We start from the raw sequence: 23472 nt of genomic DNA, 5'->3' as shown, positions 1-23472 counted from the left end.
GCGAGCTTGTGCTTCAGGGCAATCTCGATGGCGGCGCCCACGATGCCTGCCTCGTTGCGCAGGACGGCCGGCACGATCGGGGTGCGCAGCTTCAGGTTGGGCAGGTATTCGTCGGCCCGCTTGGAGATTCCGCCGCCCACGATGAACAGCTCGGGGGAAAACAGGAACTCCACGTGGGAGAAGTAGCGCTGCAGCAGCACGCTGTATTCGTCCCAGGTCAGGCCGTCGCGCTCACGGGCCACGGCGGAGGCTTTGGTTTCCGCATCGAAGCCGTCAATCTCCAGGTGCCCCAGTTCGGCGTTGGGAACGAGTTTGCCGTCAAAGATAAAGGCAGAGCCGATGCCGGTTCCCAGGGTGATCACCAGGACTGTGCCGGCAACGCCGGCGCCGGCGCCGTAGCGCGCCTCCGCCAGGCCCGCGGCGTCGGCGTCGTTGATGACCTCAACCGGCCGGCCGAGGCGCTCCGTCAGCAGGGCATCAATATTGGTGTCCAGCCAGGCCTTGTCCACGTTGGCTGCGGAGTGCACGACGCCGTGCTGGATGATGCCGGGGAAGGTGACGCCCACGGGTGAACCCGCTTCGGGCGCTTCGGGACGGGCCGAGAGTTCCGCCACCACCAGTGCCACGGCCTCCGCCACGGACTCGGGCGTGGCGGGCTGCGGGGTGGGCACCCGGAAGCGTTCGCCCAGGAGCTTGCCCTTTTTGAGGTCGACGATGCCGCCCTTGATTCCCGTGCCTCCGATGTCGATGCCGATCAGCGGGGCGTTCTTGTGCGACTTCTCGTCCTTCTTGGCCAATGGGTTTCCGTTCGTGGCAGGGGCGGGCAGGGAAGGGCGGCCGGCGGCCGGCCCGGATGGGTGTCCGGTCAGGAACCGGAAAAGCTAATAGTGCATCAGGCTAGGGCAGGGTGAGGATCTCGGCGCCGGATTCGGTCACCAGCAGCGTGTGCTCGAACTGGGCGGTGCGCCTGCGGTCCTTGGTGACCACGGTCCAGTCGTCCGCCCACATGTCCCACTCCACGGTGCCCAGGGTGAGCATCGGCTCGATGGTGAACACCATGCCCGCCTCGATGACCGTGTTGTAGGCCGGGGCGGCGTCGTAGTGGGGGATGATCAGGCCCGTGTGGAAGGCTTCGCCCACGCCGTGTCCGGTGAAGTCGCGGACCACGCCGTAGCCGAACCGCTTGGCGTAGGACTGGATGGCGCGGCCGATGACGTTGATCTCCCGGCCGGGGGCCACAGCCTTGATGGCGCGGTTCAGCGACTCCTGCGTCCGTTCCACCAGCAGGCGGGATTCCTCGTCCACGTCGCCCACCAGGAAGGTGTAGTTGGTGTCGCCGTGGACGCCGTTGATGAAGGCGGTGATGTCGATGTTGATGATGTCGCCGTCCTGCACCACCGTGCTGTCCGGGATGCCGTGGCAGATGACCTCGTTCAGGGAGGAGCACAGCGATTTCGGGAAGCCCCGGTAGCCGAGGGTGGACGGGTACGCCTTGTGGTCAAGCAGGAATTCGTGGCCCACCTTGTCCAGCTGGTCCGTGGTGACGCCCGGCTGGATGTGCTTGCCCACTTCCACGATGGCCTGGGCCGCGATCTTTCCCGCGATCCTGATCTTCTCGATGGTCTCGGCGGACTTGACCTCGGACCCCGTGAACTTGGCGGGGGCGGGCTTGCCGACGTACTCCGGGCGGGGGATGGAGGCCGGGACGGGACGCTGCGGGCCGATAGTACCGGGGGTGAGGGTGCCGATGGGTGCAGTCGAGGCAAGGGAAGGCATAGATTGATCATATAAGGCACCACAGAACGCCTAACAACCGGAAGCCGCGGAGGACCTGCGTAGGGCTTTAAGTTACGCGCGTCACGCTGCGGCTTCCCTGCCTGCCGGAACGGGAGCAACGATGACTGAGTACTGGTACAACATCAAAACCCATGAGGTGGAAGAGGACCGGCTCTCGGACTGGAGCCAGCTGATCGGCCCCTACAAAACCAGGGAAGAAGCCGAACACGCCCTCGAGAAGGTCCGGGCCCGCAATGAGGCCTGGGAGAAAAACGACGACGACGACTGAGGTACGCGTCCCGCCCCGTCTCGGGTGCGGGCCGGGGAAGCAGTCCGGCCGGTGGCGGGCCGGGCGTGCGGGCTAGAAAGAGTGCTCGGGCCCGGGGAACTGTCCCGACCGCACGTCGTCGCCGTAGGCTGTGGCAGCATCCAGGAGGGTGCTGCGAAGGTCTGCGTACTGTTTGACGAACTTGGCCATCCGCCCGCCGCGGAGGCCGGCCATGTCCTGCCAGACAAGCACCTGGCCGGTGGTTTCCTTGCCGGCGCCGATGCCCACCGTAGGAACGCTGACGGCCGCCTCCACCGCGGCCGCCGTGTCTGCCGGCACCATTTCCATCAGCACACAGAACGCTCCGGCGTCGGCCAGGGCCACGGCGTCGTCAATCAGGCGCTGGGCGTCATCGCCGCGCCCCTGCACCCGATAACCGCCCAGGGCGTGCTCGCTTTGCGGGGTGAAGCCGATGTGGGCCATGACCGGGATGCCGGCCTGCACCATGGCGCGAACAGTGGGTGCGTAGTACGCGCCGCCTTCGATCTTGACGGCGTGGGCCAGGCCTTCCTTGAGGAAGCGGACACCGGCGGAGACCGCCTGCTCCGCGGAGACCTCGTAGCTGCCGAAGGGCAGGTCGGCCACCACCAAAGCCCGTTTGGCGGACCGGGCGACGGCGCGGCACAGGGGGAGCAGCTCGTCCACGGTGACCGGCAGGCTGGTCTCGTTGCCGAACACGTTGTTGGAGGCGGAATCTCCGACCAGGAGCACCTCGATGCCGGCGGCGTCGAAAATCTCGGCCGTGTACTGCTCGTAGGCCGTCAGCATCGCGAACTTCGTGCCGTCCTTCTTGGCCTGCTGCAGGTGGTGGATGCGCACCTTGCCCGGCTTCGGTCCTGAAGCGGGTGCGGCCTGCCCGGGCCCGCTGCCGTAGGGGGCGGGAACGTCGGCGGACACGCTTGAGTCAGAACTGTTGCTGGAGGCCATGGCATGAGCGTAATGCGGTACCCGCCGTCCTAGCTACCGCCGAAAGCCTGACGTGCGGGTGATAAGCGTCATACAGAGGCCTCCGGCGGCCGCCGCGGGAGGCCGGGATCACCTGACGCGCGGCCCTCAAAGAGCGTCTGGGGTGTTAACGCTGTGTTACGCGCGGCCCAGGCTCCAGCATCGGCGTCGAATGCTTAGTACAGTGTTTGTGAACTGCTGCCGGCATCCCCCATCCTGCGGACCCCGGAGCATGCACGTTGACCGGAGAAGAGGCCATCATGGACCGCCAGCAAGAGTTTGTCCTGCGCACAATCGAAGAGCGCGACGTACGTTTCGTGCGCCTGTGGTTCACCGACGTCGTGGGTTCGCTCAAGTCTGTGGCCCTGGCGCCCGCCGAGGTTGAAGGCGCCTTCGAGGAAGGGCTCGGTTTCGACGGATCTGCCATCGAGGGCCTGGCCCGTGTCTTCGAGTCGGACATGCTGGCGCAGCCGGATCCGTCCACCTTCCAGATCCTGCCGTGGCGCGGTGAGACGGAGCAGACGTCGCGCATGTTCTGCGACATCCTGACGCCCGACGGCGAGCCTTCCGCCGCGGACCCGCGGAACGTCCTCAAGCGGACGCTCGCCAAGGCCGCCGACATGGGCTTCACGTGCTACACCCACCCGGAAATCGAGTTCTACCTGCTCAAGTCGCAGGACCTTGGTCCCGATGGCGCACCGGTACCGGTGGACGAGGGCGGCTACTTCGACCACGTCCCGGGCGGCGTTGCCCAGGACTTCCGCCGCACCGCTGTGACCATGCTGGAGTCCGTGGGCATTTCCGTGGAGTTCAGCCACCATGAGGGCGGACCCGGCCAGAACGAGATCGACCTGCGCTACGCCGACGCCCTGCAGACGGCGGACAACATCATGACGTTCCGTACCGTCATCAAGGAAGTGGCGCTGCAGCAGGGCACCTACGCCACCTTTATGCCCAAGCCATTCACCGCGCACCCGGGTTCCGGCATGCACACCCACTTCTCCCTGTTCGAGGGCGACACCAACGCCTTCTACGAGGCCGGCGCAGAGTTCCAGCTGTCCAAGACCGCCCGCCAGTTCATTGCCGGCATCCTCAAGCACGCGCCCGAATTCACGGCCGTCACCAACCAGTTCGTGAACTCCTACAAGCGGCTCTGGGGCGGCGGCGAGGCGCCGAGCTACCTGAGCTGGGGCCACAACAACCGCTCCGCGCTGGTCCGTGTTCCGCTGTACAAGCCGGGGAAGGGCCAGTCCGCCCGGATCGAGTACCGCGGCATCGACTCGGCTGCCAACCCGTACCTCGCCTACGCGGTGCTGCTCGGCGCCGGGCTCAAGGGTATCGAGGAAGGCTACGACCTGCCCGCTGCTGCCGAGGACGACGTCTGGTCGCTGAGCTCGGCTGAGCGCCGCGCCATGGGCCACGACCCGCTTCCGGCCAGCCTGCACGATGCAATCCGTTCCATGGAGGATTCGGAGCTGATGCCGCAGATCCTGGGCGAGCAGGTCTTCGAGCACTTCCTGCGCAACAAGCGCGCAGAGTGGCAGGACTACCGGCTGCAGGTGACGCCCTACGAGCTGCAGCGCAACCTCGGCATTCTCTAGGCGGCGGGCGTGAGCCTGGCACGCCGCCTTATTGCGGCCGGTTTCAGCGACCTGGAGAAGGGCGAGCGGTTCCTCGCTGCCCGGGAACTGGAGGGGCTGGACCAGGACACGCTGTTCACCGGACTGCAGATGGCCGCCAGCCCGGACACCGCCCTGCAGTCCCTGGTCCGGCTGATCGAAAAACATCCTGACCTGCGGACGCTGGCGGCCGCGGACCCGGAAACGAGCGAACCGCTGTACCGGGTGCTGGGTGCGTCCGAAGCGCTGGGCGAGTTCCTCATCCGGCACCCCGAGCACCTTGACGCCTTCAAGGTCCGTGCCAGCCCGGAGCCCCTGCCCGCGGATCCTGCTGGGCTGCGCGCAACCCTTCTGCAGGCAGTAGGCGCCGATCCGCGCGCCGCCCGTCCCGTGGCAGCAGCCACCGGCGCGGAGGCCTATGCCGCGCTGCGCACGGCCTACCGCAGGGGAGTGGTGGACCTCGCGGTCAAAGACCTGTGTGCCGCCGATCCGCTCGACTTCCTGCCCGCGGTGGGCGGCGAACTCGCAGACCTCGCCGGCGCAGCCATCGAGGCCGCCCTCGCGGTCTCGCGGGCCGAAGCGGCGGACCAGTACAGCGCCGCCGAAGTGGCCGACGTCGGGCTGGCCGTCATTGGCATGGGCAAATGCGGGGCGCGCGAGCTGAACTACATTTCCGACGTCGACGTCATCTACGTCGTGGACGGCGGAAGCCTTGACGATGCGCAGGCCAACACCATTGGCACGGCCCTGGCGAGCGGGATTTCCCGCGCCATTTCCTCCGTGGCACGCGAACCCGGCCTGTGGGAGGTGGACGCGAACTTGCGGCCCGAGGGCAAGTCCGGGCCCCTGGTGAGGACCCTTGCCTCGCATGAGACGTACTACGCGCGGTGGGCCGAAAGCTGGGAATTCCAAGCCCTGCTCAAAGCCCGCACCATCGCCGGGGACGCCGACCTTGGGCGGCGCTACGAGGATGCCGTGGCGCCGCTGATCTGGAGTTCGGCAAGCCGGGACGGCTTCGTGGAGTCCGTCCAGGCGATGCGGCGACGGGTGACCGAACACATCCCGCCGGCGGAGGAGCAGCGGCAGATCAAGCTGGGGCGCGGCGGGCTGCGGGATGTTGAGTTCACGGTCCAGCTGCTGCAGCTGGTCCATGGCAGGGCGGATGAGACATTGCGGCGGCGGGACACCACCTCCGCGATCGCTGCCCTGTCCGCGGGCGGCTACATCGGCCGCTCGGACGCCGCCGCATTCGACAACGCCTACCGCTACCTGCGGCTGTTGGAGCACCGGATCCAGCTGTTCCAGCTGCGCAGGACGCACCTCATGCCAGTCGCGGAACCCGCACTGCGCTCGTTGGCCAAAGCCGTTTTGGGCCCCTTCTCGAACGAGCGGCCCCACCCTGACGCGCTGATGGCCGCCTGGCAGAAGACCAAGCGGTCCGTCCGCGAACTGCATGAGCGGATCTTCTACCGGCCGCTGCTGAACACGGCCGCCAAGCTCAGCAGCGAGGACGCCAGGCTGTCGCCGGAAGCCGCGCAGGGCCGGCTCGCGGCCCTCGGCTACCGCGACCCCCAGGGCGCCATGCGGCACATCGAAGCACTGACGGCGGGAGTCAGCCGGCGTGCCGCGCTGCAGCGGCAACTGCTGCCCATCCTCCTGGACTGGCTGGCCGAAGGAGTGGACCCCGACGCCGGGCTGCTCGCCTTCCGCCGGGTCAGCGAGGCGCTGGGCACCACCCACTGGTACCTGGGGATGCTCCGGGACTCCAACGCGGCCGCGGAGCGGTTGTGCCATATGCTCTCGAATTCACGGCTCATAGCGGACCTGCTGGAGGTGTCGCCCGAATCGGTAGCCTGGCTGGGCCAGGACAAGGACCTGGTGCCGGTGTCGTTTGAGGCGCAGTGGCAGGAGATCACCTCCAAAATGTCCAGGCACGCCGATCCGGAAAGTGCCATGCGCCTCATCCGGCTGATCCGTCGGCGTGAAACCCTGCGGATTGCGGTCGCGGACTCTGCCGGGCTGCTGGACCAGGACCAGGTGGGTGCCGCCCTTGCCGACACCGACAGGGCAGCAGTCCTGGGCGCCCTCCGGGTGGCGGAAGGCATTGTCTCCGCCAACGGGCCGCTGAAGACCGCTGTTTTGGTGGTAGCGATGGGACGGCAGGGCGGCCGCGAGATCGGCTACGGCTCCGACGCCGATGTGATGTACGTGCACCGGGCGCTGCCCGGCTACTCCGAGGAAGAGGCGCAGGAACAGGCGTCCCGGATTGTCGCCAAGATCTCCAGCCTGCTGACCCAGCCGCTGAAACCGGCCATCATGGCCGAACGGGTCCTGCAAATGGACGCGGACCTGCGCCCGGAGGGCAAGAGCGGAGCCATGGTTCGGTCCCTGGACTCCTTCGCCGAGTACTACCGCCGCTGGTCGCTCATTTGGGAGGCCCAGGCGCTGCTGCGTGCACGCCCCATGGCAGGGGACGACGGACTGGCCCGCGATTTCCTGCAGCTCATCGACCCCATCCGGTACCCGGAATCGGTGTCGGAACAGGACGTCCGCGAAATCCGCAGGATCAAGGCCCGGGTGGAATCCGAACGGCTGCCCCGGGGTGCCGATCCCGCACGGCACCTTAAGCTGGGCCGCGGCGGCCTGAGCGACGTCGAGTGGCTGGTCCAGCTGCTCCAGCTCCAGCACGCCGGCAAACAGCCGGAACTGCGGACCACCTCCACCGTGCCGGCCCTGGAAGCCGCTGCCCGTGCGGGCCTGCTCACGCAGGACGATGCTGACCTCCTGGCCCAGGCATGGCGGCTGGCCAGCAGGATCAGGTCCGCGAACGTCATCTGGAACGGCAAGGCCTCGGACCTCCTGCCGTCGTCCCGCCGCGACCTGGAAGCGGTGGCCAGGTGGTGCGGCTACGAACCAGGCAATGCCGCCGCTTTGGAAGAGGACTACCTGCGTGTCAGCCGGCGCGCCCGTGCGGTCTTCGAACGGGTTTTCTACGGGCAGTGACGGTGCCGGAAGGGCCGGGCTGTTCCGTGTCGTCGGAGGGGGTGTTACGTTGAGCAGCGTCTGGCTTATTTCGCTGCGGGACCTGGACGCTGACGCCTGCGCCATCCAGCTCGGTGCGGCCGCGAAACTGCAGCTCAGTCAAGGCCAGGAAAGGTTCGTGGGCGACCCCCTGCGTATGGCCCTGGCAGGACTGGCGGAGGATTCGCGGCGGCCCTATGTTATTGAATCCGACGGCCGTGCCGTCGGTGTGCTCACCCTGCAGAGCGGTGCAGCGGGGCTGGCCGGCTGGCCGGACGACCACAGCGCCTGGCTGCTGAGGGGGTTCCTGATCGACCGGCGGCACCAGGGCAGGGGCCTTGGGCAGAAAGCCGCCGCCGCTGCCGTGGCCACTGCCGAAAAGCTGACGGCCCGGCACCAGACCGGGGAAACCGGCGTCGTACTGTCCGTCAACGAAGCGAACCCGGCGGGCCTGGCCGCCTACCGCCGCGCCGGATTCGTGGACCACGGCCAATACAACGGAGGCGCGGCAGGGCCGCAAAGGATCATGTTCCGGGGCTTTGCGGATACCACGATGAGGTAACGGCAGCGGCGCGGCATTGCACTCGGCAGGTGTTTAGTCGAGTATGTGGGTGGCGGTGTTCTTCAACCTTGTTGGGGGGAAGGCTCGAACAGTCTTCGTCTCGGGGGGCATTCGTCAGGAGGTCCGGCTCCCGGTCTCAGCACGTCTGGAGCCGGGCCTCCACCTTCTGTGCACCCGGTGCCGGCAGCGTGTCCGCCCGGGCAGCTTCGTCACTTAACCTTGATTATGTAGCTACGGGCACAGCGTCATGCCCTGCGAGCCTCTGTTAAGCAGGGGCGACCTGGGGAACAGTAGGTATGCGAAAGGCCCCGCGGCATTGGGGGTAGCCGCGGAGCCTTTCTTTGGCGTCCGCCCAAATGGGGGAAATGGGAAGTCGCCTCGACAAAGCTACTGGCAAGTAGAAGATTCATCAACATGCATTTTCGCAGGGTTGGCCTGCATTCATGCAGGTGTGGATGCGTCCGCCGAAGCTACGTTTTCGTTATGGCAGTTAGCCGGGTCTCACGTGTGTTGGGGGAGCAGCGCAGTTCGCGGAGTGAGCAGCTGGCCTTGCCATGTCCGGGCAGCAAAAAGGCCGGTCCCAGGGGTTAACCTGGGGCCGGCCTTTTCTGTCTGCAGATTCTTGCGGACGGTGTGCGGACTATGCCCGCTCCAGCCGCATGATCTGACTAGACGCCGTAGTAGAGCTCGAACTCGTAGGGGTTCGGGCGCAGGGACAGCGGGCGGATCTCGTTCTCGTACTTGTACTCGATCCAGGTGTCGATGAGGTCCTGGGTGAACACGCCACCGGCCTGCAGGAACTCGTTGTCCTCGCGGAGGGCCTCAAGGGCTTCCTCAAGCGTGCCCGGAGCCTTGGGGATGTCCTTGGCTTCCTCGGCGGGGAGCTCGTAGAGGTCCTTGTCGATCGGAGCCGGCGGTTCGATGCGGTTGCGGATGCCGTCGATGCCGGCCATCAGCTGGGCAGCGAATGCCAGGTACGGGTTGGAGGAGGGGTCCGGAGCGCGGAACTCGATGCGCTTGGCCTTCGGGTTGGTACCCGTGATCGGGATACGGATACCGGCGGAGCGGTTGCCCTGCGAGTACACCATGTTGACCGGGGCCTCGAAGCCCTTGACCAGGCGGCGGTAGGAGTTCACAGTGGGGTTCGTGAACGCCAGCACGGCCGAAGCGTGCTTCAGCAGGCCGCCGATGTACCAGCGGGCGGTGTCGGACAGGCCGGCGTAGCCCTTCTCGTCGTAGAACAGCGGCTGGCCGCCGTTCCACAGCGACTGGTGGCAGTGCATGCCCGAGCCGTTGTCACCGAAGACGGGCTTCGGCATGAAGGTTACGGACTTGCCCCAGGCGTCTGCGGTGTTCTTGATGACGTACTTGAACTTCTGCAGGTCATCGGCAGCGTGGGTCAGGGTGGTGAACTTGTAGTTGATCTCAGCCTGGCCGGCGGAGCCGACTTCGTGGTGGCTGCGCTCGACCTCAAGGCCGGCTTCATCCAGCGCCACGCACATGGCGTCGCGCAGGTCAGCCTGCTTGTCCGTGGGGGAGACCGGGAAGTAACCGCCCTTGACGGGGGTCTTGTAGCCGAGGTTTCCGCCCTCTTCCTCGCGGCCGGTGTTCCAGTGGGCTTCCTCGGAGTCGATCTTGTAGAAGCTGCCCTGCGGGGAGGACTGGTACTGGACATTGTCGAACACGAAGAACTCGGCCTCGGGAGCGAAGAACGCGGTATCGGCGATGCCGGTGGAGGCCAGGTAGGCCTCGGCCTTCTCAGCCACGCCGCGCGGGTCGCGGTGGTACGGGTCACCGGTGCGGGGGTTGACGATGGAGAAGTTCAGCGCGAGGGTCTTCTCCATGCGGAAGGTGTCCAGGAACGCGGTGGTGACGTCCGGGATCAGCTGCATGTCGGATTCGGCGATGCCCTGGAAGCCGCGGATGGAGGAGCCGTCGAAGAGCTGGCCGTTGATGAAGAAGTCGGCGTCAACACTCTTGGCGGGAACGTTAAAGTGCTGCTGGACGCCCGGAAGATCGGTGAAGCGGATATCGACGAATTTAATATCTTCGTCCTTGATGAACTTGAGGACTTCGTCCGCAGTCTTGAACATCTATGCTCCTAACGCATATGTAAATATCTGGCGTGCAAGCCATCTGATCCAGCGCAATCCGAAAGCAGGGAGAACTCAAGGTTTTCCCTGCTTTAGGTATTGCTTGAAACTGCTAACAGCCTATGGACGCGGCATTTCCCGTCCGTGTCCACATTGTTTCGGGCAGGTTACAGAATGCCCTGATAACGCAACGCTATCCGCAGTCCACACTGTGGTCTAACTCCATCCACCATCCGGGCGTGGCGGCGAAGGTGAGGCCGGTAAACTTGGACGGTGGTAGATCGCAAAGACATTGGCTCCTGGCTCAGCGGACCGGATACGTCCGGTATCTCGAAGTATCCCGGTGAGCGGCTGGGCCTGCCGGAATCCGGTCCCGGCTCCATCGCGCGGGCGGGACGGCGGATTGCGGCGATCATGATCGACTGGGGCATCGCGCTGCTGATCAGCAACTTTGCGTTCGGTGGAAATTCCTGGGCAACCCTGGCCGTGTTCGCCGTCGAACAGACCCTCCTGGTGGGGACCCTCGGCTACAGCATCGGCCACCGGGCCTTGGGCATTGCGGTGGTGAGGCCAGGCGGCGGGGTTCCCGGGCCGCTGGCTGCGCTGGTGAGGGCGGTGCTGCTCTGCCTCGTGGTCCCCGCCGTGATTTTCGATCCTGACCAGCGCGGACTCCATGACAAGGCGATGAACACGCTGCTCATCCGCCGGTAGCGCGTTCCGCAGCGACGCCGGAAAGCCTGCTAGACGCGGCTCGACTCCCTGGCGGAGACGGCGTCGGTCTTGGAGGCCGGGCCGGGGTTGAGGTGTCCGCGCTTGCCCGCCCAGCGTTCGAACAGGATGGTGGCGAAGGGGAAGACGGCTGATACCCCGGCGAACAGGGCCACCAGGAATGGCCAGCGCTGCAGGCGCCACAGAGCCAGCGCCGCGATGCCGTAGCCCACGAACAGCGCACCGTGGATGGGGCCGGCCACCTGGACACCGATTTCAGTGGTGCCGGCAATCCACTTGAAGTACATGCCGATGAGCAGGGCAGCCCAGCTGAACGCTTCGGCGACCGCGAGGATCCGGAAAGCGCGGATTACTACGTTCTTGAGGGGCATGGGGAAGTCCTGTCCTGGGAGGTGTTTAACGTGACGGAGGTCTGGGGGCAAGAAAAACGCCCCGGCGTCCGGCGGGAGGCCGGTACCGGGGCGCTGTCAGGTCTAGCGTCCGCGGTTGGGACGGGCCTTGTAGGGATCGATGCCCTTGGGGATGGGAAGCTTGTTCCCCAGCGATGCGATCCGCTTTGAGACGGCGTTGACCTCAAGCTTGGTCAGTTCCTTCTTCAGCTTGCCCATCTTCTTGGCAACCTGGCTGAGCGGCACCTGGCCTTCACCGCGGCCGCTCTCGATGACGTGGACCGTAACGTTAGGCAGGATCCGGGCGAGGCGCTTGCGCTCCGCATCCAGCAGCGGCTTCACGCGGTGCGTGGGGCCTTCACTGACGAGCACGACGCCGGGACGGCCGATGGCACGGAACACGGCGTCCTGCGTGCGGGGGTTAACGGCTACCGGCTGTTCCTCGGTGATCCAGCCGCGGCGAAGGGTTCCGAGGGCGGCGCCGGAGGCGCCCGGCTGGTTTTCGATTTGCGCGAAGGCGGCACGTTCAGCACGGCGCGAGAGGATCAGCGTGGCGCCCAGCAGGCCGAGCGGAATGCCGATGATCAGGCCGGTAATCCAGTTTTCCAGCCAGAAGCCCACCAGGAAGCTCACAGCCACAACGCCAAGGAAGACCAGCAGCATCAGCCACGGCACCATGGGGTCATGCCGGCGGGTCATGTTGAAGACTTCGCCGATCTGCTTGAGCCGGCTGGGCTTCTTAACCTTGGCTTCTTTCGGCTTGCGCGAGAAGAGGCCGCGCTTCACCGCGCTGGAGCCCGCCGGAGTGGAGTTGCTGGAGTCAGGGGATTTCGCCATAGTGCCTCAATTCTACGTGACTTAAGCCCAAAGGCCGGACGCCGGAATCTTCCGGTGCCGGCCCTTGGGGACGCTATGTGCAGTGGCGGGAGCCTGGGTCAGGAATGCGCTGCCAGGAGTGAGCTGGCTTCCTGGCGTGTGGTGCCGGAGTCCTGGATGCCGTCGGCGATGTGGGCGAGGGCGGCGGGGATGTCGCGTCCTTTTTTGCGCATTGCGGTGGCCCAGAGCCGGCCGGCGCGGTAGGAGGAGCGGACCAGGGGCCCGGACATGACGCCGAGGAAGCCGATCTCGTCCGCTTCCTGCTGGAGGTCCACGAATTCCTGGGGTTTGACCCAGCGGTCCACGGGCAGGTGGCGTTCGGAGGGGCGCAGGTACTGGGTGATGGTGATCAGGTCGCAGCCGGCGGCGTGCAGGTCGCGGAGGGCTTCGGAGATTTCCTCGCGGGTTTCGCCCATGCCCAGGATCAGGTTGGATTTGGTGACCATTCCCAGGTTCCGGCCCTGGGTGATGACGTCCAGGGACCGGTCGTACCGGAACGCCGGGCGGATCCGCTTGAAGATCCGGGGCACGGTTTCGACGTTGTGCGCGAACACTTCGGGCTTCGAGTCGCAGATCGCGGCGATGTGCTCGGGTTTGCCGGAGAAGTCCGGGATGAGCAGTTCGACGCCCGTGCCGGGGTTCAGTTCGTGGATTTTGCGGACGGTTTCGGCGTAGAGCCAGACGCCTTCGTCTTCGAGGTCATCGCGGGCCACGCCGGTGACGGTGGCGTAGCGCAACTGCATGGCCTGGACGGAGCGGGCCACCTTGGTGGGTTCGAACCGGTCCACGGGGGAGGGTTTGCCGGTGTCGATCTGGCAGAAGTCGCAGCGGCGGGTGCATTCGGAGCCGCCGATCAGGAAAGTGGCTTCCTTGTCTTCCCAGCATTCGAAAATGTTGGGGCAGCCGGCCTCTTCGCAGACGGTGTGCAGGCCTTCCTTTTTCACCAGGTTCTTCAGCCCGACGAACTCCGGGCCCATCTGGACCTTGGCCTTGATCCAGTCCGGCTTGCGCTCCACCGGGGTGGCCGCATTGCGCTGCTCGATCCGCAGCATCTTCCGGCCTTCAGGTGCCAGTGTCACAGTAGAGCTCCTTCGGGGCTTAAAACGAGTGCTTCTTGGTGCTTGCGGAATTCTTCCACAATGCGGTCAACGATGTGGGCCGGGCGGATGTCCCGCCCGGTCTCCTGCGACATGGTGGTTACACCGGCGTCGGTGATGCCGCAGGCGATGATCTGCGAATACGGTGCGAGGTCATTGCTGCAGTTGATGGCGATGCCGTGCATGGTGACCCCGTTGAGGACGCGGATTCCGATGGCGGCGATCTTGCGGTCCGGGCCCTTGGCGTCCGCCTTGACCCACACGCCGGCGCGCCCCTTGATCCGTTCGGCCTTGATGCCGTACTCGTCCATGACGGCGATCATGATGGCTTCCAGGCGCTCCACGTAGTCACGGATTCCGGCGCGGTTCTTCAACTTGAGGATGGGGTAGGCGATCAACTGCCCCGGGCCGTGCCAGGTGAGCTTTCCGCCACGGTCCACAGCCACCACGGGCGTTCCGTCGAAGGGCCGCTCGTGGTCTTCGGTGAGCTTGCCTGCCGTATAGACGGCGGCATGTTCCAGCAACAGGACGGTGCTGGGCGTTTCGCCGACGACTACTTTGTCATGGAGTTCGCGCTGGATGTCCCAGGCTTGCTGGTAATCGACGAAGTCGGGGGCAAGACCCAGCTGTGAAAACTCAAGAGTCATGGCATCCAGCTTAGACCCCGGAACCCGGCGATCCCGGTTTAGTGTCTAACCTCACCATCACCCCCGGATGTGCCGGGCAAGGGACTGTGACTGTGGATAACTTCTGCAGGCAACGGCGGATTGGGCTAAACATGGGGGATGGATGATGTGCAGGCTCCAAGTGTTCCTGGCTACGCAGTGGGCCGGCTGCTGGGCCAGGGTGGCAGCGCTTCGGTGTGGTTGGCTACGGAAAAGCTGACGGGCCGCAACTATGCCCTGAAGTGCTTCCGCCCGCCTTCGCGCGGGGTGCGGACCGGGGAAGGCCTGACGGAAGATGCCGTAAAACGCGAAATCCGTATCCTCTCCGTCCTCGATCACCAGCACCTCGTCAAAGCCCACGACGCCGTCCGGGTGGAAGGGGTCCCGGGAGCCGGCACAGCCCTGGTGATGGACTATGCCTCCGGCGGTTCGCTTGCCCAGTTGGTGGCCAGCCGCGGCAGCCTCAGCGTCGGGGAAACGGTCACGGTGGTGACGCCCATAGCCCAGGCCCTGGGTCACCTGCACGCCAACGGGTTCACGCATTCAGACGTTTCGCCCGGCAACGTGCTGTTCACCGGCCAGGGCAAACCCCTGCTGTCCGACGTCGGCATTGCCCGGATGCTCGGTGATCCCGGCCGTGCAGGAAGCCCCGGAACTCCCGGTTTCATGGACCCCGCGCCCGTCGATGCCGTCCGTGCAGGCCTGCAGCCCGAACGCGACGTCTACTCCGCGGCCGCCCTGGGCTGGTACTGCCTGACCGGGGAGGCACCCGCGCGGACCGCTGACCGTCCGCCGCTGTCCCTCCTCGTCCCGGGGGTGCCCAGGGAACTGGCTGCTGCCCTGGAGTCCGGGCTGAATGAGGACCGCCGGCTTCGCCCCACGGCTTCCGCCCTGGCCACCGCCGTCTACCGCAGCGCCTCGCCCCGGCCCCTGGATTTGGCGGCCGCCGTCCATCCCACGGTGATTCCGGAACTGCTGACGCGCAGGCACGTCCCGCCGTCGTCCTCGCCGAACCGGATCAGGGAGCAGTTCGAGGGCGTGCGCCGGCGGGTGGTGACATCGCCATGGACGGGAAAAGGGACAAGGTCCCACAGGCTGCCATTTCCGGATACCCGGCAGCCTGCGGCCGGCAGGGGAAAACACGCCGGCCGCCTGCGTGAGGCCCCGCCGATCCGCCGGTGGATGTTGAGGGTGGCCCTGCCCGCCGTCGCCGTCCTGGCCATCGCGGGCGGTTGGTCGGTGGCTGGTGGCAGTTCCATCTTTCCGCCTGGTGACGCTGCACCCGGAGCCACTGCGGCCCCTGCGGATCCGGGTTCACCCGGGAAGAGCCAACACCCCGGCGAGGCCGTCGATCCTGCCGGGGCTGCCAGGCATCAGGCAGCGGCTTCCGACCCCGCACAGGCGCTGGTGGGCCTGGCTGCACTCCGGGACCATGCCTTCAGCAGCGGCAACCTGGAGCTGCTGGGCGAGGTCAACGCTGACGGTTCCCCCGCGGCGGCGGCAGACAGCCGGACGGCCGGCAGGCTTCGAAGCTCGGGTCTTGTCCTGGCCGGGTTTGCCACTTCGCTGTCCGGTGTGGCCACGGAAAACGGGGCCACGGATGCGCATGCCGTGGTTCGTGCCACGTCCGCTACCTCCGCCTATCAGGAGCAGGATGCCCAAGGCTCGGTCCTTGCAGCAGGCGAAGCCAGCACAGCCCAGCCCCTTCGGCTGGTACTGGTCTCGGTGGACGGCGCATGGCGGATCAGCGAGATCCTGCCGGGATCCTGATGACCTGCTGAGGGAACGGGGGCGGCTAACCCCTGGTCCCCGCACCCTCCTTGCCGGCCACCCATTGCGCGGCTTGGTCCAGCGCCGGATGCTGCCACCGGAAACCGGCGTTCTGCAGGACTGCAGGCTCCATACGCATGCTGGACAGCAGCAGCTCTTCCGCGAGGTTGCGCATCACAAGCCGCAGCGCAAAGGAGGGGACCCGCAGCACGGCTGGCCGGTGCAGGGCAGCGGCAAGTGCCGCCACGATGGCGTTGACGTCGGCGTCCTCCGGCGCGCACAGGTTGACAGGCCCGCGGATCTGCGACTCGAGCAGGAAGAGGAAGGCTGCGGACACGTCCGGCAGTGTGACCCAGGGCCAGAACTGCCTGCCGTTGCCGAAGGGCCCGCCAATGCCGAGGCGCAGCAATGGGAGCATGCGGCCCAAGGCGCCGCCGGTCCGGCTAAAGACCACGCCGGTCCGTGGAATGACCACGCGGACCCCTGCCGGGGCGGTGGCCGCCGCAGCTTCCCACTCAGCGCAGATCCGTGCCAGGGTGCCCTCTCCAGGCGGCGCGGACTCCCGAAGAACCGTGTTTCCGGCATCGCCGTAGTAATTGGAACCGGACTGGCTGATGAACGTGGCCGGCGGAACATCCAGTTGGTGCATTGCCTGCGTGAGTGTCTGGGTTGCCCCAACCCGGGAACTGAACAGCTCGTCCACCCGCTTGCGCGTCCAGGGTCTGTCCCCGATGCCGGCTCCGGCAAGGTTCACCACTGCGTCTGCCCCGGCAAGCGCGGCAGGGTTGAGCTGGCCGGCGGCGGGGTCCCAGCGAATTTCGGAGTCTGAGGCGGGTTCCCGCCTGACGAGGGTGACGACGTCATGGCCGGCGTCACGGAAGGTTGCGGACATGGAGGTGCCGAGCAGCCCTGAGGCTCCTGCGATGACGATGCGCATGGTCCATCTCACCACGGCCACGGGCTTTGGCACGTCCCGCAGGGGCGGCGGAGGGTTGACTATGATCGAACGATGACTTCTTCCAGCTACTTCCGTTTCCCGCATCTACACGGTGATCTGGTCACTTTCGTGGCCGAGGACGACGTGTGGATCGCGCCCCTGGGCGGTGGGCGTGCCTGGCGTGTCTCCGCGCTTCAGCTGCCCGCCCGCAACCCCCGTTTCACCCCGGATGGGAAGAAGCTGGTGTGGACGGTGGTGCAGGGAACGGCGCCGGAGGTAGTGTCCGCGGACGTCGACGGCGGAGGCTACCGGCAGCTGACCTATTTTGGGCACAGCACCACCAGGGTGAAGGGGTTCACCGCCGGCGGATCCGTGGTGGTCACCAGTGCTTTCCGCCAGGCCGAAAGCCGGCACACGTACGCCTACAGCCTTCCCCTGGAAGGTGGCTGGGCCGAGGAGCTGCCTTTCGGTCCGGTGGAGTCCGTGGCCTTCGGCCCGGAAGTGGGCGACGAACGTCCGGTGGTGGTGGGCAGCGTACTGTCCCGCGAACCGGCCTGGTGGAAGCGATACCGGGGCGGCACGGCCGGAAAGCTGTGGATAGACACGGACGGCAACGGCGAGTTCGAGCGGCTTGTGCCTGAACTGAACGGCAACCTCGCCGATCCGATGTGGGTGGGCGGACGCATCGCGTTCCTGTCGGACCACGAGGGCTACGGCAACCTCTATTCCGTCCTTCCCAGCGGAAAGGACCTGCGCCGGCACACCGACCATGAGGACTTCTACGTCCGGCACGCCGCCACCGACGGACAGCGCGTGATCTTCGAGTCGGCCGGTGAGCTGTGGGTCCTGCCCGATCTTGGCTCGGACGCCGTGCGCCTGGACATCACCCTGGGCTCCGCTTCGCAGTCCAGGCGCCCTGCCCTTCTTAAGACGTCCAAGCACCTGGGCGCCGTGGTGCCGGACACCACCGGCGCGGCAAGCGCCGTGGAGGCCCACGGCACCATCCACTGGCTGCGGCACAAGGATGGCCCGTCACGCATTATCGAAGCCACCCCCGGCGTCCGGGGCCGCCTGCCCAGGCCCCTCGGCGATGGACGGATTGCCTACATCGCTGACCACGACGGCGTGGAGGCACTGCACATCAAGGCCATTGTGGCGGCGGTGCCCCACACTTCCGGGTCCGTATCCGCGCCCGCCCCGGCCGCCGTCGAACCCCAGACCGGCGCCGACGCGGCGGAGGCGGCTCCCGGTGCGGAGGAAGCCACGCCGTTGCCCCGGCCCGTGCCCGCGGCAGGAGCTGCTGTCCTTGCTGAAGGCAGCACCTTCGCCCCTGCCCCCGGCGGCGGGCAGGCCGGCGGCGGGCAGGCCGACGACAGCCGGCAGGCAGATGCACTGCAGGCCGACGCGCAGCAGGCAGACGTCGCCCCGGAGGGCGGCGGGACAGGGGCAGAGGCACAGGCAGCGGCCGCCGGTACCGACGCTGCACGTTTCGCGATACCCGTACCATCCCGCGCCAGCTCGCTGGAGGCCAGCCCCGATGGCCGCTGGATAGCCCTGGGCACCCCCTTTGGCGAGGTGTACGTGGTGGACACCCGGACCGGCGCTTTGTCGCTGATGGCCAGCATCGGAGAGGGGACAATAGCGGACCTGGCATGGTCCGCGGACTCGCGGTGGCTGGCCTGGTCAGAGCCGGTCACGTCCTTTGGTGCCCGCAGCCGGCTCCGGCTGGCAGATCCTGAGCATCCCGACGCCGGCCCGGTGGACGTCACTGACGGCCGCTTCGGCGACAAATCGCCCGTCTTCACCCCTGACGGCAAGTACCTTGCGTTCCTGTCCAACCGGAGTTTTGACCCGGTCTACGACGGCCACTCCTTCGACCTGTCATTCCCCAGCCCCATCAAGCCGTACCTGGTGGCACTCGCGGCCGGGACGCCGTCGCCATTCGGGCCGGCCGTCGCCCCGGATGCCGGGACCGTTGTCGAAACGCCAAAGGGAACGTCAGCTGAGCCCTCCGGCGTGCCGGAGGTCCTTGTGGACGCGGAAGGGCTGGCCCACCGCGTAATCGGCGTGCCCGTACCGCAGGGCAACTACACCTCCCTCGCGGCCACCGACGGCGCGCTGCTGTGGCTGGACTGGGCGCTCTCAGGCGTCACCGGCGACGGCAAAGCCAGCCAGGAAGACAAGGATGCCCGCCCCAGCCTGGTGCGGTTCGATCTGGACCGGAAGAAGCAGTCCACGCTGGTGGAATCGCTGGACAGCTTCCGGATGTCCGGGGACCGGACCAAGGTGGTGCTGGTCTCCGACAAGCAGGTGCAGGTTGTTCCTTCCGATGCCAAGGCCGATGAGGAGTCCGGAAAACTGGTCAAGGTGGACCTCGGCCGCATCCGCGTCATGATGGATCCGCTCAGCGTGTGGGGCCAGGCCTTTGATGAAGCCTGGCGGCTGCAGCGCGACTTCTTCTGGGCGGAAGACATGGCGGGCCAGGACTGGGAAGGCGTCCACCGCCGTTACCGGCCGCTGGTGGACCGGCTGGGCTCGCACGACGACCTGGTGGACCTGCTGTGGGAGCTGCACGGCGAACTGGGGACCTCCCACGCGTACGTCCGGCCGGCCCCGGTCACCGAAAACGGCAGCCAGGGGCAGGGCCGGCTTGGTGCCGACCTCGCGCACACGCAGGCGGGCTGGGAAATCACCCGCATCCTGGCCGGTGAATCCTCTGATCCGCTGGCCACCTCGCCCTTGGCCAGGCCGGGCGTGGACGCAAAGGCCGGCGACATCCTGCTCGCCATCGACGGCGTTCCGCTGACCGCGGCCGTCACGCCTGCCATGCAACTGGTGGGTGCGGCCGGCCGTGCCGTGGAGCTGACCCTCCTCAACGGTGCGGGGCACGGCGGTGCCGCCGGCACCCAGCGGCGCGTCGCCGTCGTTCCCGTCAGGGACGAAGAACGCCTGCGGTACCAGGAATGGGTGGCCTCCAACCGCCGGACGGTCCGGGAAGCGTCGGACGGCACCTTTGGCTACCTGCACGTTCCCGACATGATGGCCAACGGGTGGGCGCAGCTGCACCGTGACCTGGACACGGAAACCGCGCTGGACGGCCTCATCGTGGACGTCCGGCGGAACCGGGGCGGCCACACGTCCCAGCTCGTAGCTGAACTGATCGGCCGCAAGGTCACCGGCTGGAGCATGCCCCGGGGTGAAAAGCCGCGTACCTACCCACACCACGCACCGCGCGGTCCGGTGATCGTCCTGGCGGATGAATTTGCAGGGTCCGACGGCGACATCATCACCCAGGTGTCCAAGCTGCGGGGAATCGGTCCGGTCATCGGAACCCGCACCTGGGGCGGCGTGGTGGGAATCGACAACAGGTTTGCCCTGGCCGACGGCACGGGTGTCACCCAGCCCCGTTACGCCACCTGGTTCGGCGACGGCGTGGGCTGGAGCGTCGAGAACCATGGAGTGGACCCGGATATTGAGGTGGTCTTCCCGCCGCACGCATATGCGGCCGGCCGCGACCCGCAACTGGAGTACGGCATCGGCGCGCTGAAGGAAATGATCCAGGAACTGCCCACGGATCGGCCGCCGGCACGGGAAGGCTACCGCCGGCTCCGTCCCGCCCCGCTGCCTGCCCGGCGGCAAGGGAGCTAGGAGCCGGGGGGTTCAGACACTCAAACGAAAGGCCCTGCCTGCCGGAACATTCCGGACAGGCAGGGCCTTTCTTGTCTGGCCTGCGTCAGATCAGGACTCCAGGGTGGCGTCCAGGGTGATGTCGATGCTGGCAAGGGCACCGGAAACCGGGCAACCCACCTTTGCTTCGGCGGCGATCTTCTGGAATTCATCCTCGGAGATGCCGGGAACCCGCGCTGACATGGTCAGGTGGCTGCCCGTGATGCCCGTGCCGGGAACGAAGGTCACATCGGCCTTCGTGCGGACTTCCTCCGGAGTGTGGCCGGCCTTCGCAAGTTCATTGCTGAAAGCCATGGAGAAGCAGGCGGCGTGGGCCGCCGCGATGAGCTCCTCCGGGCTGGTTTTGCCGTTGGCCGCTTCAGTGCGGGCCTTCCAGGTGACATCGAAGGTGCCAAGGCCTGACGTGGCCAGGCTGGTGGTTCCGGAGCCCTCCGTCAGGTTGCCGTTCCATACTGCGTTTGCTGAACGTGTTGCTGCCATGTTCACTCCTCAAGTTGATTCATACCGGGGCAGGCAGGCGCCTGGACCCCGCCGCTTCCCATCCTAGGGACTTCACCGGGAGGGTGCACCCGGTGTCCGCTGCTGGTGGATTATGACTCCGGGACCAGGAACGGCGCCTGTCAAAGGGTCAGTTCCAGATGGTGGCGATGGCGATGTTGAGCAGCGCGAGTCCACCCACAGCGTGCGCCAGGCCCGGGCTGACCGCTTCGCCCTTCCTGTACTTCCGGCGTCCGATGAAGGCCAGGACACCGACGGCGAGGGCGATAACGAACTTGATGCCCAGCTTGGCGTAGTTCGCGTCCATGTCCAGGGCCGGGATGAGTCCCATCAGGGCGACGCCGGTGAGAAGCTGCAGCATGGCGCCGTCGAACTGGCGGGGGTGGACGGTGGGCTTCTTCATCTGGCCGATCCAGATGCCCACGATCATGGCTGCGCCGACGATATGCAGGAAAACCACAATGTTATAGACGATGTTCATGGGACCAGTGTAACCAGTTGTTCTACAGCCGGTAGTAGGAGCGCCTGCCTCGCGGCGCGGTGGCGCCTGGACGCTTAAACAACGACGGCGGCACGGGCCGTGCGGTGGTTTCCCACCGCTGCCCGCACCGCCGCCGTTCGTCTCTGCTTGTTACAGCCCCAGATCCGCTTCGAAGGCGCCTTCTTCAAGGCGTGCCTTCAGGGTCTGGAGGAAACGGCCCGCGTCCGCGCCGTCCACCAGGCGGTGGTCGTACGTCAGCGAGAGGTACATCATGGAGCGGATGGCAATCGAATCGTCACCGTTTTCGTCAGCAACCACAACGGCGCGCTTGACGATGGCGCCGGTGCCGAGGATGCCCACCTGCGGCTGGTTGATGATCGGGGTGTCGAACAGGGCGCCCACCGAGCCGATGTTGGTGATGCTGAACGTGCCGCCCGACAGCTCGTCCGGACCGATCTTGCCGTCGCGGGTACGGGAGGCGACGTCAGCGATCTTGCCGGCCAGGCCGGCGAGGTTCAGGTTGCCGGCGTCGGAGATGACCGGAACCAGCAGGCCCTTGTCAGTGTCGACGGCGATCGCCAGGTGCTCGGCGTTGTGGTACGTGATTTCCTGCTTGTCCTCGTCGTACGCAGCGTTGAGCTTGGGGTGCTGCTTGAGGGCCTCGGCAACCGCCTTGGCGATGAACGGCAGGAAGGTGAGCTTCACGCCGTTCTGGGCCTGGAACGAGTTCTTGGCGCGGGCGCGGAGCTTGGCAACCTTGGTCATGTCCACTTCGTGGACCTGGGTCAGCTGGGTGGAGATCTCCAGCGATTCGCGCATGCGGCGGGCGATGACCTGGCGGATGCGCGGGGCCTTCTGGCTGGTGCCGCGCAGCGAGGAGACAGCGGCGTTGGATGCTGCTGGAGCGGATGCGGCAGGTGCTGCAGCCGGTGCCGCCGCGGGCGCAGCCTTGGCTTCGGCAGCGGCCATGACGTCCTGCTTGCGGATGCGGCCGCCGACGCCGGTGCCGGAGAGGGACGCAATGTCCACGCCGTGCTGGTTGGCGAGCTTGCGGACCAGGGGAGTCACGTAGCCGGACTCGGATCCACCGTTTGCCGGTGCGGCCTCGGCTGCTGCCGGTGCTGCTGCGGGAGCCGGAGCAGGTGCTGCTGCCGGTGCGGGCGCTGCCTGCGGTGCGGCTGCGGGTGCTTCGGCCTTCGGCGCCTCGGCCTTGGGAGCTTCCTGTGCAGGTGCCTCCGGGGCGGGGGCGGCCTTGGGTGCCTCGGCGGGTGCAGCGGCGGCGCCGGATCCGATGACGGCCAGGACGGAGCCAACCTCGGCGGTCTCGTCCTCGCTGACGCGGATTTCCTGGAGCGTACCGGCAACCGGCGACGGGATTTCGGTGTCCACCTTGTCGGTGGAAACTTCCAGCAGGGGCTCGTCAACTTCAACGGTGTCTCCCACGGCCTTGAGCCAACGCGTGACGGTGCCTTCGGTGACGCTCTCACCCAGGGCGGGGAGGGTGACCTCGTGGCCTTCGCCGCCGCCGGCCGCAGGGGCCTCCTGGGCGGGTGCTGCGGGGGCGGGAGCCTCTTCAGCCGGTGCTGCAGGGGCCTCCGGTGCCGCTGCTTCTTCAGCAGGGGCGGCGGCGGGAGCTTCTGCGGCCGGGGCGGCAGAGCCGTTGCCGGACCCGTCGCCGATGCGGACCAGGGGTGCGCCCACCTCGGCCGTCTCGTCTTCAGCGACCAGGATTTCCTCAATCACGCCAGCTACAGGAGAGGGGATTTCAGTGTCTACTTTGTCGGTGGAGACTTCGAGCAGCGGCTCGTCCACCTCTACCCGGTCACCTACCTGCTTGAGCCAGCGGGTGACGGTTCCTTCGGTGACGCTCTCACCGAGGGCGGGCAAGTTAACGGATTCAGACATAACGTCCCCGTTCTCCTTATTGATCTTTAGTGCGATTGAATGCTGCCTGTTGTGAGCCTGTGCACCCGGTTTTTAGTGCCGCGTGCACAGGCTC

Annotated in this window: 19 protein-coding genes; 7 read left to right on the top strand and 12 right to left on the bottom strand. The window is 66.7% G+C overall.

The features are described from left to right. Both P2Q66_RS05870 and map read right to left on the bottom strand, forming a co-directional pair. On the bottom strand, nucleotides 1-797 hold a 797-nt coding region (locus P2Q66_RS05870), incomplete at its 3' end, for a polyphosphate--glucose phosphotransferase (protein WP_275726293.1). 100 nt (nucleotides 798-897) lie between these two features. Beyond that, complete coding sequence (map, locus tag P2Q66_RS05865; protein ID WP_079597150.1) at nucleotides 898-1776, bottom strand: type I methionyl aminopeptidase; 879 nt, start codon at nucleotides 1774-1776, stop codon at nucleotides 898-900. A 121-nt stretch (nucleotides 1777-1897) separates the two neighbouring features. Between map and P2Q66_RS05860 the strand changes: the two genes are divergently transcribed. Next, nucleotides 1898-2065: an SPOR domain-containing protein gene (locus tag P2Q66_RS05860; RefSeq protein WP_115524644.1), complete on the top strand. Its 168-nt coding sequence runs from the start codon at nucleotides 1898-1900 to the stop codon at nucleotides 2063-2065. Between the two features lie 72 nt (nucleotides 2066-2137). Here the strand turns inward: P2Q66_RS05860 and panB are convergent, their stop codons facing one another. Continuing rightward, a complete protein-coding gene (gene panB / locus P2Q66_RS05855; protein ID WP_275726292.1) occupies nucleotides 2138-3031 on the bottom strand; it encodes a 3-methyl-2-oxobutanoate hydroxymethyltransferase in 894 nt (297 codons plus the stop codon). A gap of 278 nt (nucleotides 3032-3309) precedes the next feature. Here panB and glnA (P2Q66_RS05850) point away from each other — a divergent pair, with 278 nt between their 5' ends. From glnA (P2Q66_RS05850) to P2Q66_RS05840, 3 genes are read left to right on the top strand one after another with little or no spacing between them, the layout of a single operon-like run. Beyond that, on the top strand, nucleotides 3310-4650 hold the full coding sequence (gene glnA, locus P2Q66_RS05850; RefSeq protein WP_079597235.1) for a type I glutamate--ammonia ligase: 1341 nt from the start codon (nucleotides 3310-3312) through the stop codon (nucleotides 4648-4650). A gap of 9 nt (nucleotides 4651-4659) precedes the next feature. Then, nucleotides 4660-7671 (top strand): bifunctional [glutamine synthetase] adenylyltransferase/[glutamine synthetase]-adenylyl-L-tyrosine phosphorylase, encoded by a 3012-nt coding sequence (locus P2Q66_RS05845; RefSeq protein WP_275726290.1) that lies wholly within the window; start codon nucleotides 4660-4662, stop codon nucleotides 7669-7671. 49 nt (nucleotides 7672-7720) lie between these two features. After that, nucleotides 7721-8251 (top strand): GNAT family N-acetyltransferase, encoded by a 531-nt coding sequence (locus P2Q66_RS05840; RefSeq protein WP_275726288.1) that lies wholly within the window; start codon nucleotides 7721-7723, stop codon nucleotides 8249-8251. A 668-nt stretch (nucleotides 8252-8919) separates the two neighbouring features. On the opposite strand, the gene glnA (P2Q66_RS05835) is transcribed toward P2Q66_RS05840, so the two are convergent. After that, nucleotides 8920-10344: a type I glutamate--ammonia ligase gene (gene glnA / locus P2Q66_RS05835; RefSeq protein ID WP_079597146.1), complete on the bottom strand. Its 1425-nt coding sequence runs from the start codon at nucleotides 10342-10344 to the stop codon at nucleotides 8920-8922. Nucleotides 10345-10617: 273 nt separating this feature from the next. Between glnA (P2Q66_RS05835) and P2Q66_RS05830 the strand changes: the two genes are divergently transcribed. Beyond that, a complete protein-coding gene (locus P2Q66_RS05830) occupies nucleotides 10618-11055 on the top strand; it encodes an RDD family protein (protein WP_275726286.1) in 438 nt (145 codons plus the stop codon). A 29-nt stretch (nucleotides 11056-11084) separates the two neighbouring features. Here the strand turns inward: P2Q66_RS05830 and P2Q66_RS05825 are convergent, their stop codons facing one another. The 4 genes from P2Q66_RS05825 to lipB form a co-directional block, all read right to left on the bottom strand. Further along, the gene (locus tag P2Q66_RS05825) at nucleotides 11085-11444 is read right to left on the bottom strand and encodes a DUF3817 domain-containing protein (protein ID WP_275726284.1); all 360 of its coding nucleotides are present in this window, start codon (nucleotides 11442-11444) and stop codon (nucleotides 11085-11087) included. A gap of 102 nt (nucleotides 11445-11546) precedes the next feature. After that, nucleotides 11547-12299 carry a DUF4191 domain-containing protein gene (locus P2Q66_RS05820; protein ID WP_079597143.1) on the bottom strand — a complete coding sequence of 251 codons (753 nt, stop codon included), beginning with the start codon at nucleotides 12297-12299 and terminating at the stop codon, nucleotides 11547-11549. A 98-nt stretch (nucleotides 12300-12397) separates the two neighbouring features. Further along, complete coding sequence (gene lipA, locus P2Q66_RS05815; protein WP_275726283.1) at nucleotides 12398-13417, bottom strand: lipoyl synthase; 1020 nt, start codon at nucleotides 13415-13417, stop codon at nucleotides 12398-12400. After that, nucleotides 13414-14082, bottom strand: coding sequence for a lipoyl(octanoyl) transferase LipB (gene lipB / locus P2Q66_RS05810; RefSeq protein ID WP_275726282.1), 669 nt, complete (start codon nucleotides 14080-14082; stop codon nucleotides 13414-13416). Before lipB ends, lipA begins: the two co-directional genes overlap by 4 nt. A gap of 138 nt (nucleotides 14083-14220) precedes the next feature. Here lipB and P2Q66_RS05805 point away from each other — a divergent pair, with 138 nt between their 5' ends. Next, entirely contained in the window at nucleotides 14221-15870 is a 1650-nt protein-coding gene (locus P2Q66_RS05805) for a serine/threonine-protein kinase (protein ID WP_275726281.1), read from the top strand. A 25-nt stretch (nucleotides 15871-15895) separates the two neighbouring features. Here the strand turns inward: P2Q66_RS05805 and P2Q66_RS05800 are convergent, their stop codons facing one another. Then, the gene (locus P2Q66_RS05800) at nucleotides 15896-16807 is read right to left on the bottom strand and encodes a TIGR01777 family oxidoreductase (protein ID WP_275726296.1); all 912 of its coding nucleotides are present in this window, start codon (nucleotides 16805-16807) and stop codon (nucleotides 15896-15898) included. A gap of 72 nt (nucleotides 16808-16879) precedes the next feature. On the opposite strand from P2Q66_RS05800, the gene P2Q66_RS05795 reads away from it, so the two are divergent. Next, entirely contained in the window at nucleotides 16880-20455 is a 3576-nt protein-coding gene (locus tag P2Q66_RS05795; protein WP_275726279.1) for a S41 family peptidase, read from the top strand. Between the two features lie 90 nt (nucleotides 20456-20545). Here P2Q66_RS05795 and P2Q66_RS05790 read toward each other — a convergent pair whose 3' ends face one another. The 3 genes from P2Q66_RS05790 to sucB all read right to left on the bottom strand — a co-directional run bounded on the left by P2Q66_RS05790 (nucleotide 20546) and on the right by sucB (nucleotide 23378). Further along, nucleotides 20546-20974 (bottom strand): OsmC family protein, encoded by a 429-nt coding sequence (locus P2Q66_RS05790; RefSeq protein ID WP_079597137.1) that lies wholly within the window; start codon nucleotides 20972-20974, stop codon nucleotides 20546-20548. A 148-nt stretch (nucleotides 20975-21122) separates the two neighbouring features. Then, nucleotides 21123-21473 carry a hypothetical protein gene (locus P2Q66_RS05785; protein ID WP_275726276.1) on the bottom strand — a complete coding sequence of 117 codons (351 nt, stop codon included), beginning with the start codon at nucleotides 21471-21473 and terminating at the stop codon, nucleotides 21123-21125. Nucleotides 21474-21623: 150 nt separating this feature from the next. After that, the gene (sucB, locus tag P2Q66_RS05780) at nucleotides 21624-23378 is read right to left on the bottom strand and encodes a 2-oxoglutarate dehydrogenase, E2 component, dihydrolipoamide succinyltransferase (RefSeq protein WP_275726274.1); all 1755 of its coding nucleotides are present in this window, start codon (nucleotides 23376-23378) and stop codon (nucleotides 21624-21626) included. Nucleotides 23379-23472 lie beyond the last annotated feature (94 nt).

Origin of the sequence: Arthrobacter sp. Cr_A7, assembly GCF_029222765.1 — a bacterium.
In the GTDB taxonomy this organism is placed as follows: Bacteria; Actinomycetota; Actinomycetes; order Actinomycetales; family Micrococcaceae; genus Arthrobacter.
The sequence above is the reverse complement of the archived record's forward strand: the minus strand, read 5'-3'. Positions and strand labels throughout refer to the sequence as shown.

Bases quoted from the DNA above. Each gene is read 5' to 3' on its own strand.
- map (WP_079597150.1), bottom strand. From the start codon at position 1,776: ATGCCTTCCCTTGCCTCGACTGCACCCATCGGCACCCTCACCCCCGGT.
- P2Q66_RS05860 (WP_115524644.1), top strand. From the start codon at position 1,898: ATGACTGAGTACTGGTACAACATCAAAACCCATGAGGTGGAAGAGGAC.
- panB (WP_275726292.1), bottom strand. From the start codon at position 3,031: ATGGCCTCCAGCAACAGTTCTGACTCAAGCGTGTCCGCCGACGTTCCC.
- glnA (WP_079597235.1), top strand. From the start codon at position 3,310: ATGGACCGCCAGCAAGAGTTTGTCCTGCGCACAATCGAAGAGCGCGAC.
- glnA (WP_079597146.1), bottom strand. From the start codon at position 10,344: ATGTTCAAGACTGCGGACGAAGTCCTCAAGTTCATCAAGGACGAAGAT.
- P2Q66_RS05825 (WP_275726284.1), bottom strand. From the start codon at position 11,444: ATGCCCCTCAAGAACGTAGTAATCCGCGCTTTCCGGATCCTCGCGGTC.
- P2Q66_RS05820 (WP_079597143.1), bottom strand. From the start codon at position 12,299: ATGGCGAAATCCCCTGACTCCAGCAACTCCACTCCGGCGGGCTCCAGC.
- lipB (WP_275726282.1), bottom strand. From the start codon at position 14,082: ATGACTCTTGAGTTTTCACAGCTGGGTCTTGCCCCCGACTTCGTCGAT.
- P2Q66_RS05805 (WP_275726281.1), top strand. From the start codon at position 14,221: ATGGATGATGTGCAGGCTCCAAGTGTTCCTGGCTACGCAGTGGGCCGG.
- P2Q66_RS05800 (WP_275726296.1), bottom strand. From the start codon at position 16,807: ATGCGCATCGTCATCGCAGGAGCCTCAGGGCTGCTCGGCACCTCCATG.
- P2Q66_RS05795 (WP_275726279.1), top strand. From the start codon at position 16,880: ATGACTTCTTCCAGCTACTTCCGTTTCCCGCATCTACACGGTGATCTG.
- P2Q66_RS05790 (WP_079597137.1), bottom strand. From the start codon at position 20,974: ATGGCAGCAACACGTTCAGCAAACGCAGTATGGAACGGCAACCTGACG.
- P2Q66_RS05785 (WP_275726276.1), bottom strand. From the start codon at position 21,473: ATGAACATCGTCTATAACATTGTGGTTTTCCTGCATATCGTCGGCGCA.
- sucB (WP_275726274.1), bottom strand. From the start codon at position 23,378: ATGTCTGAATCCGTTAACTTGCCCGCCCTCGGTGAGAGCGTCACCGAA.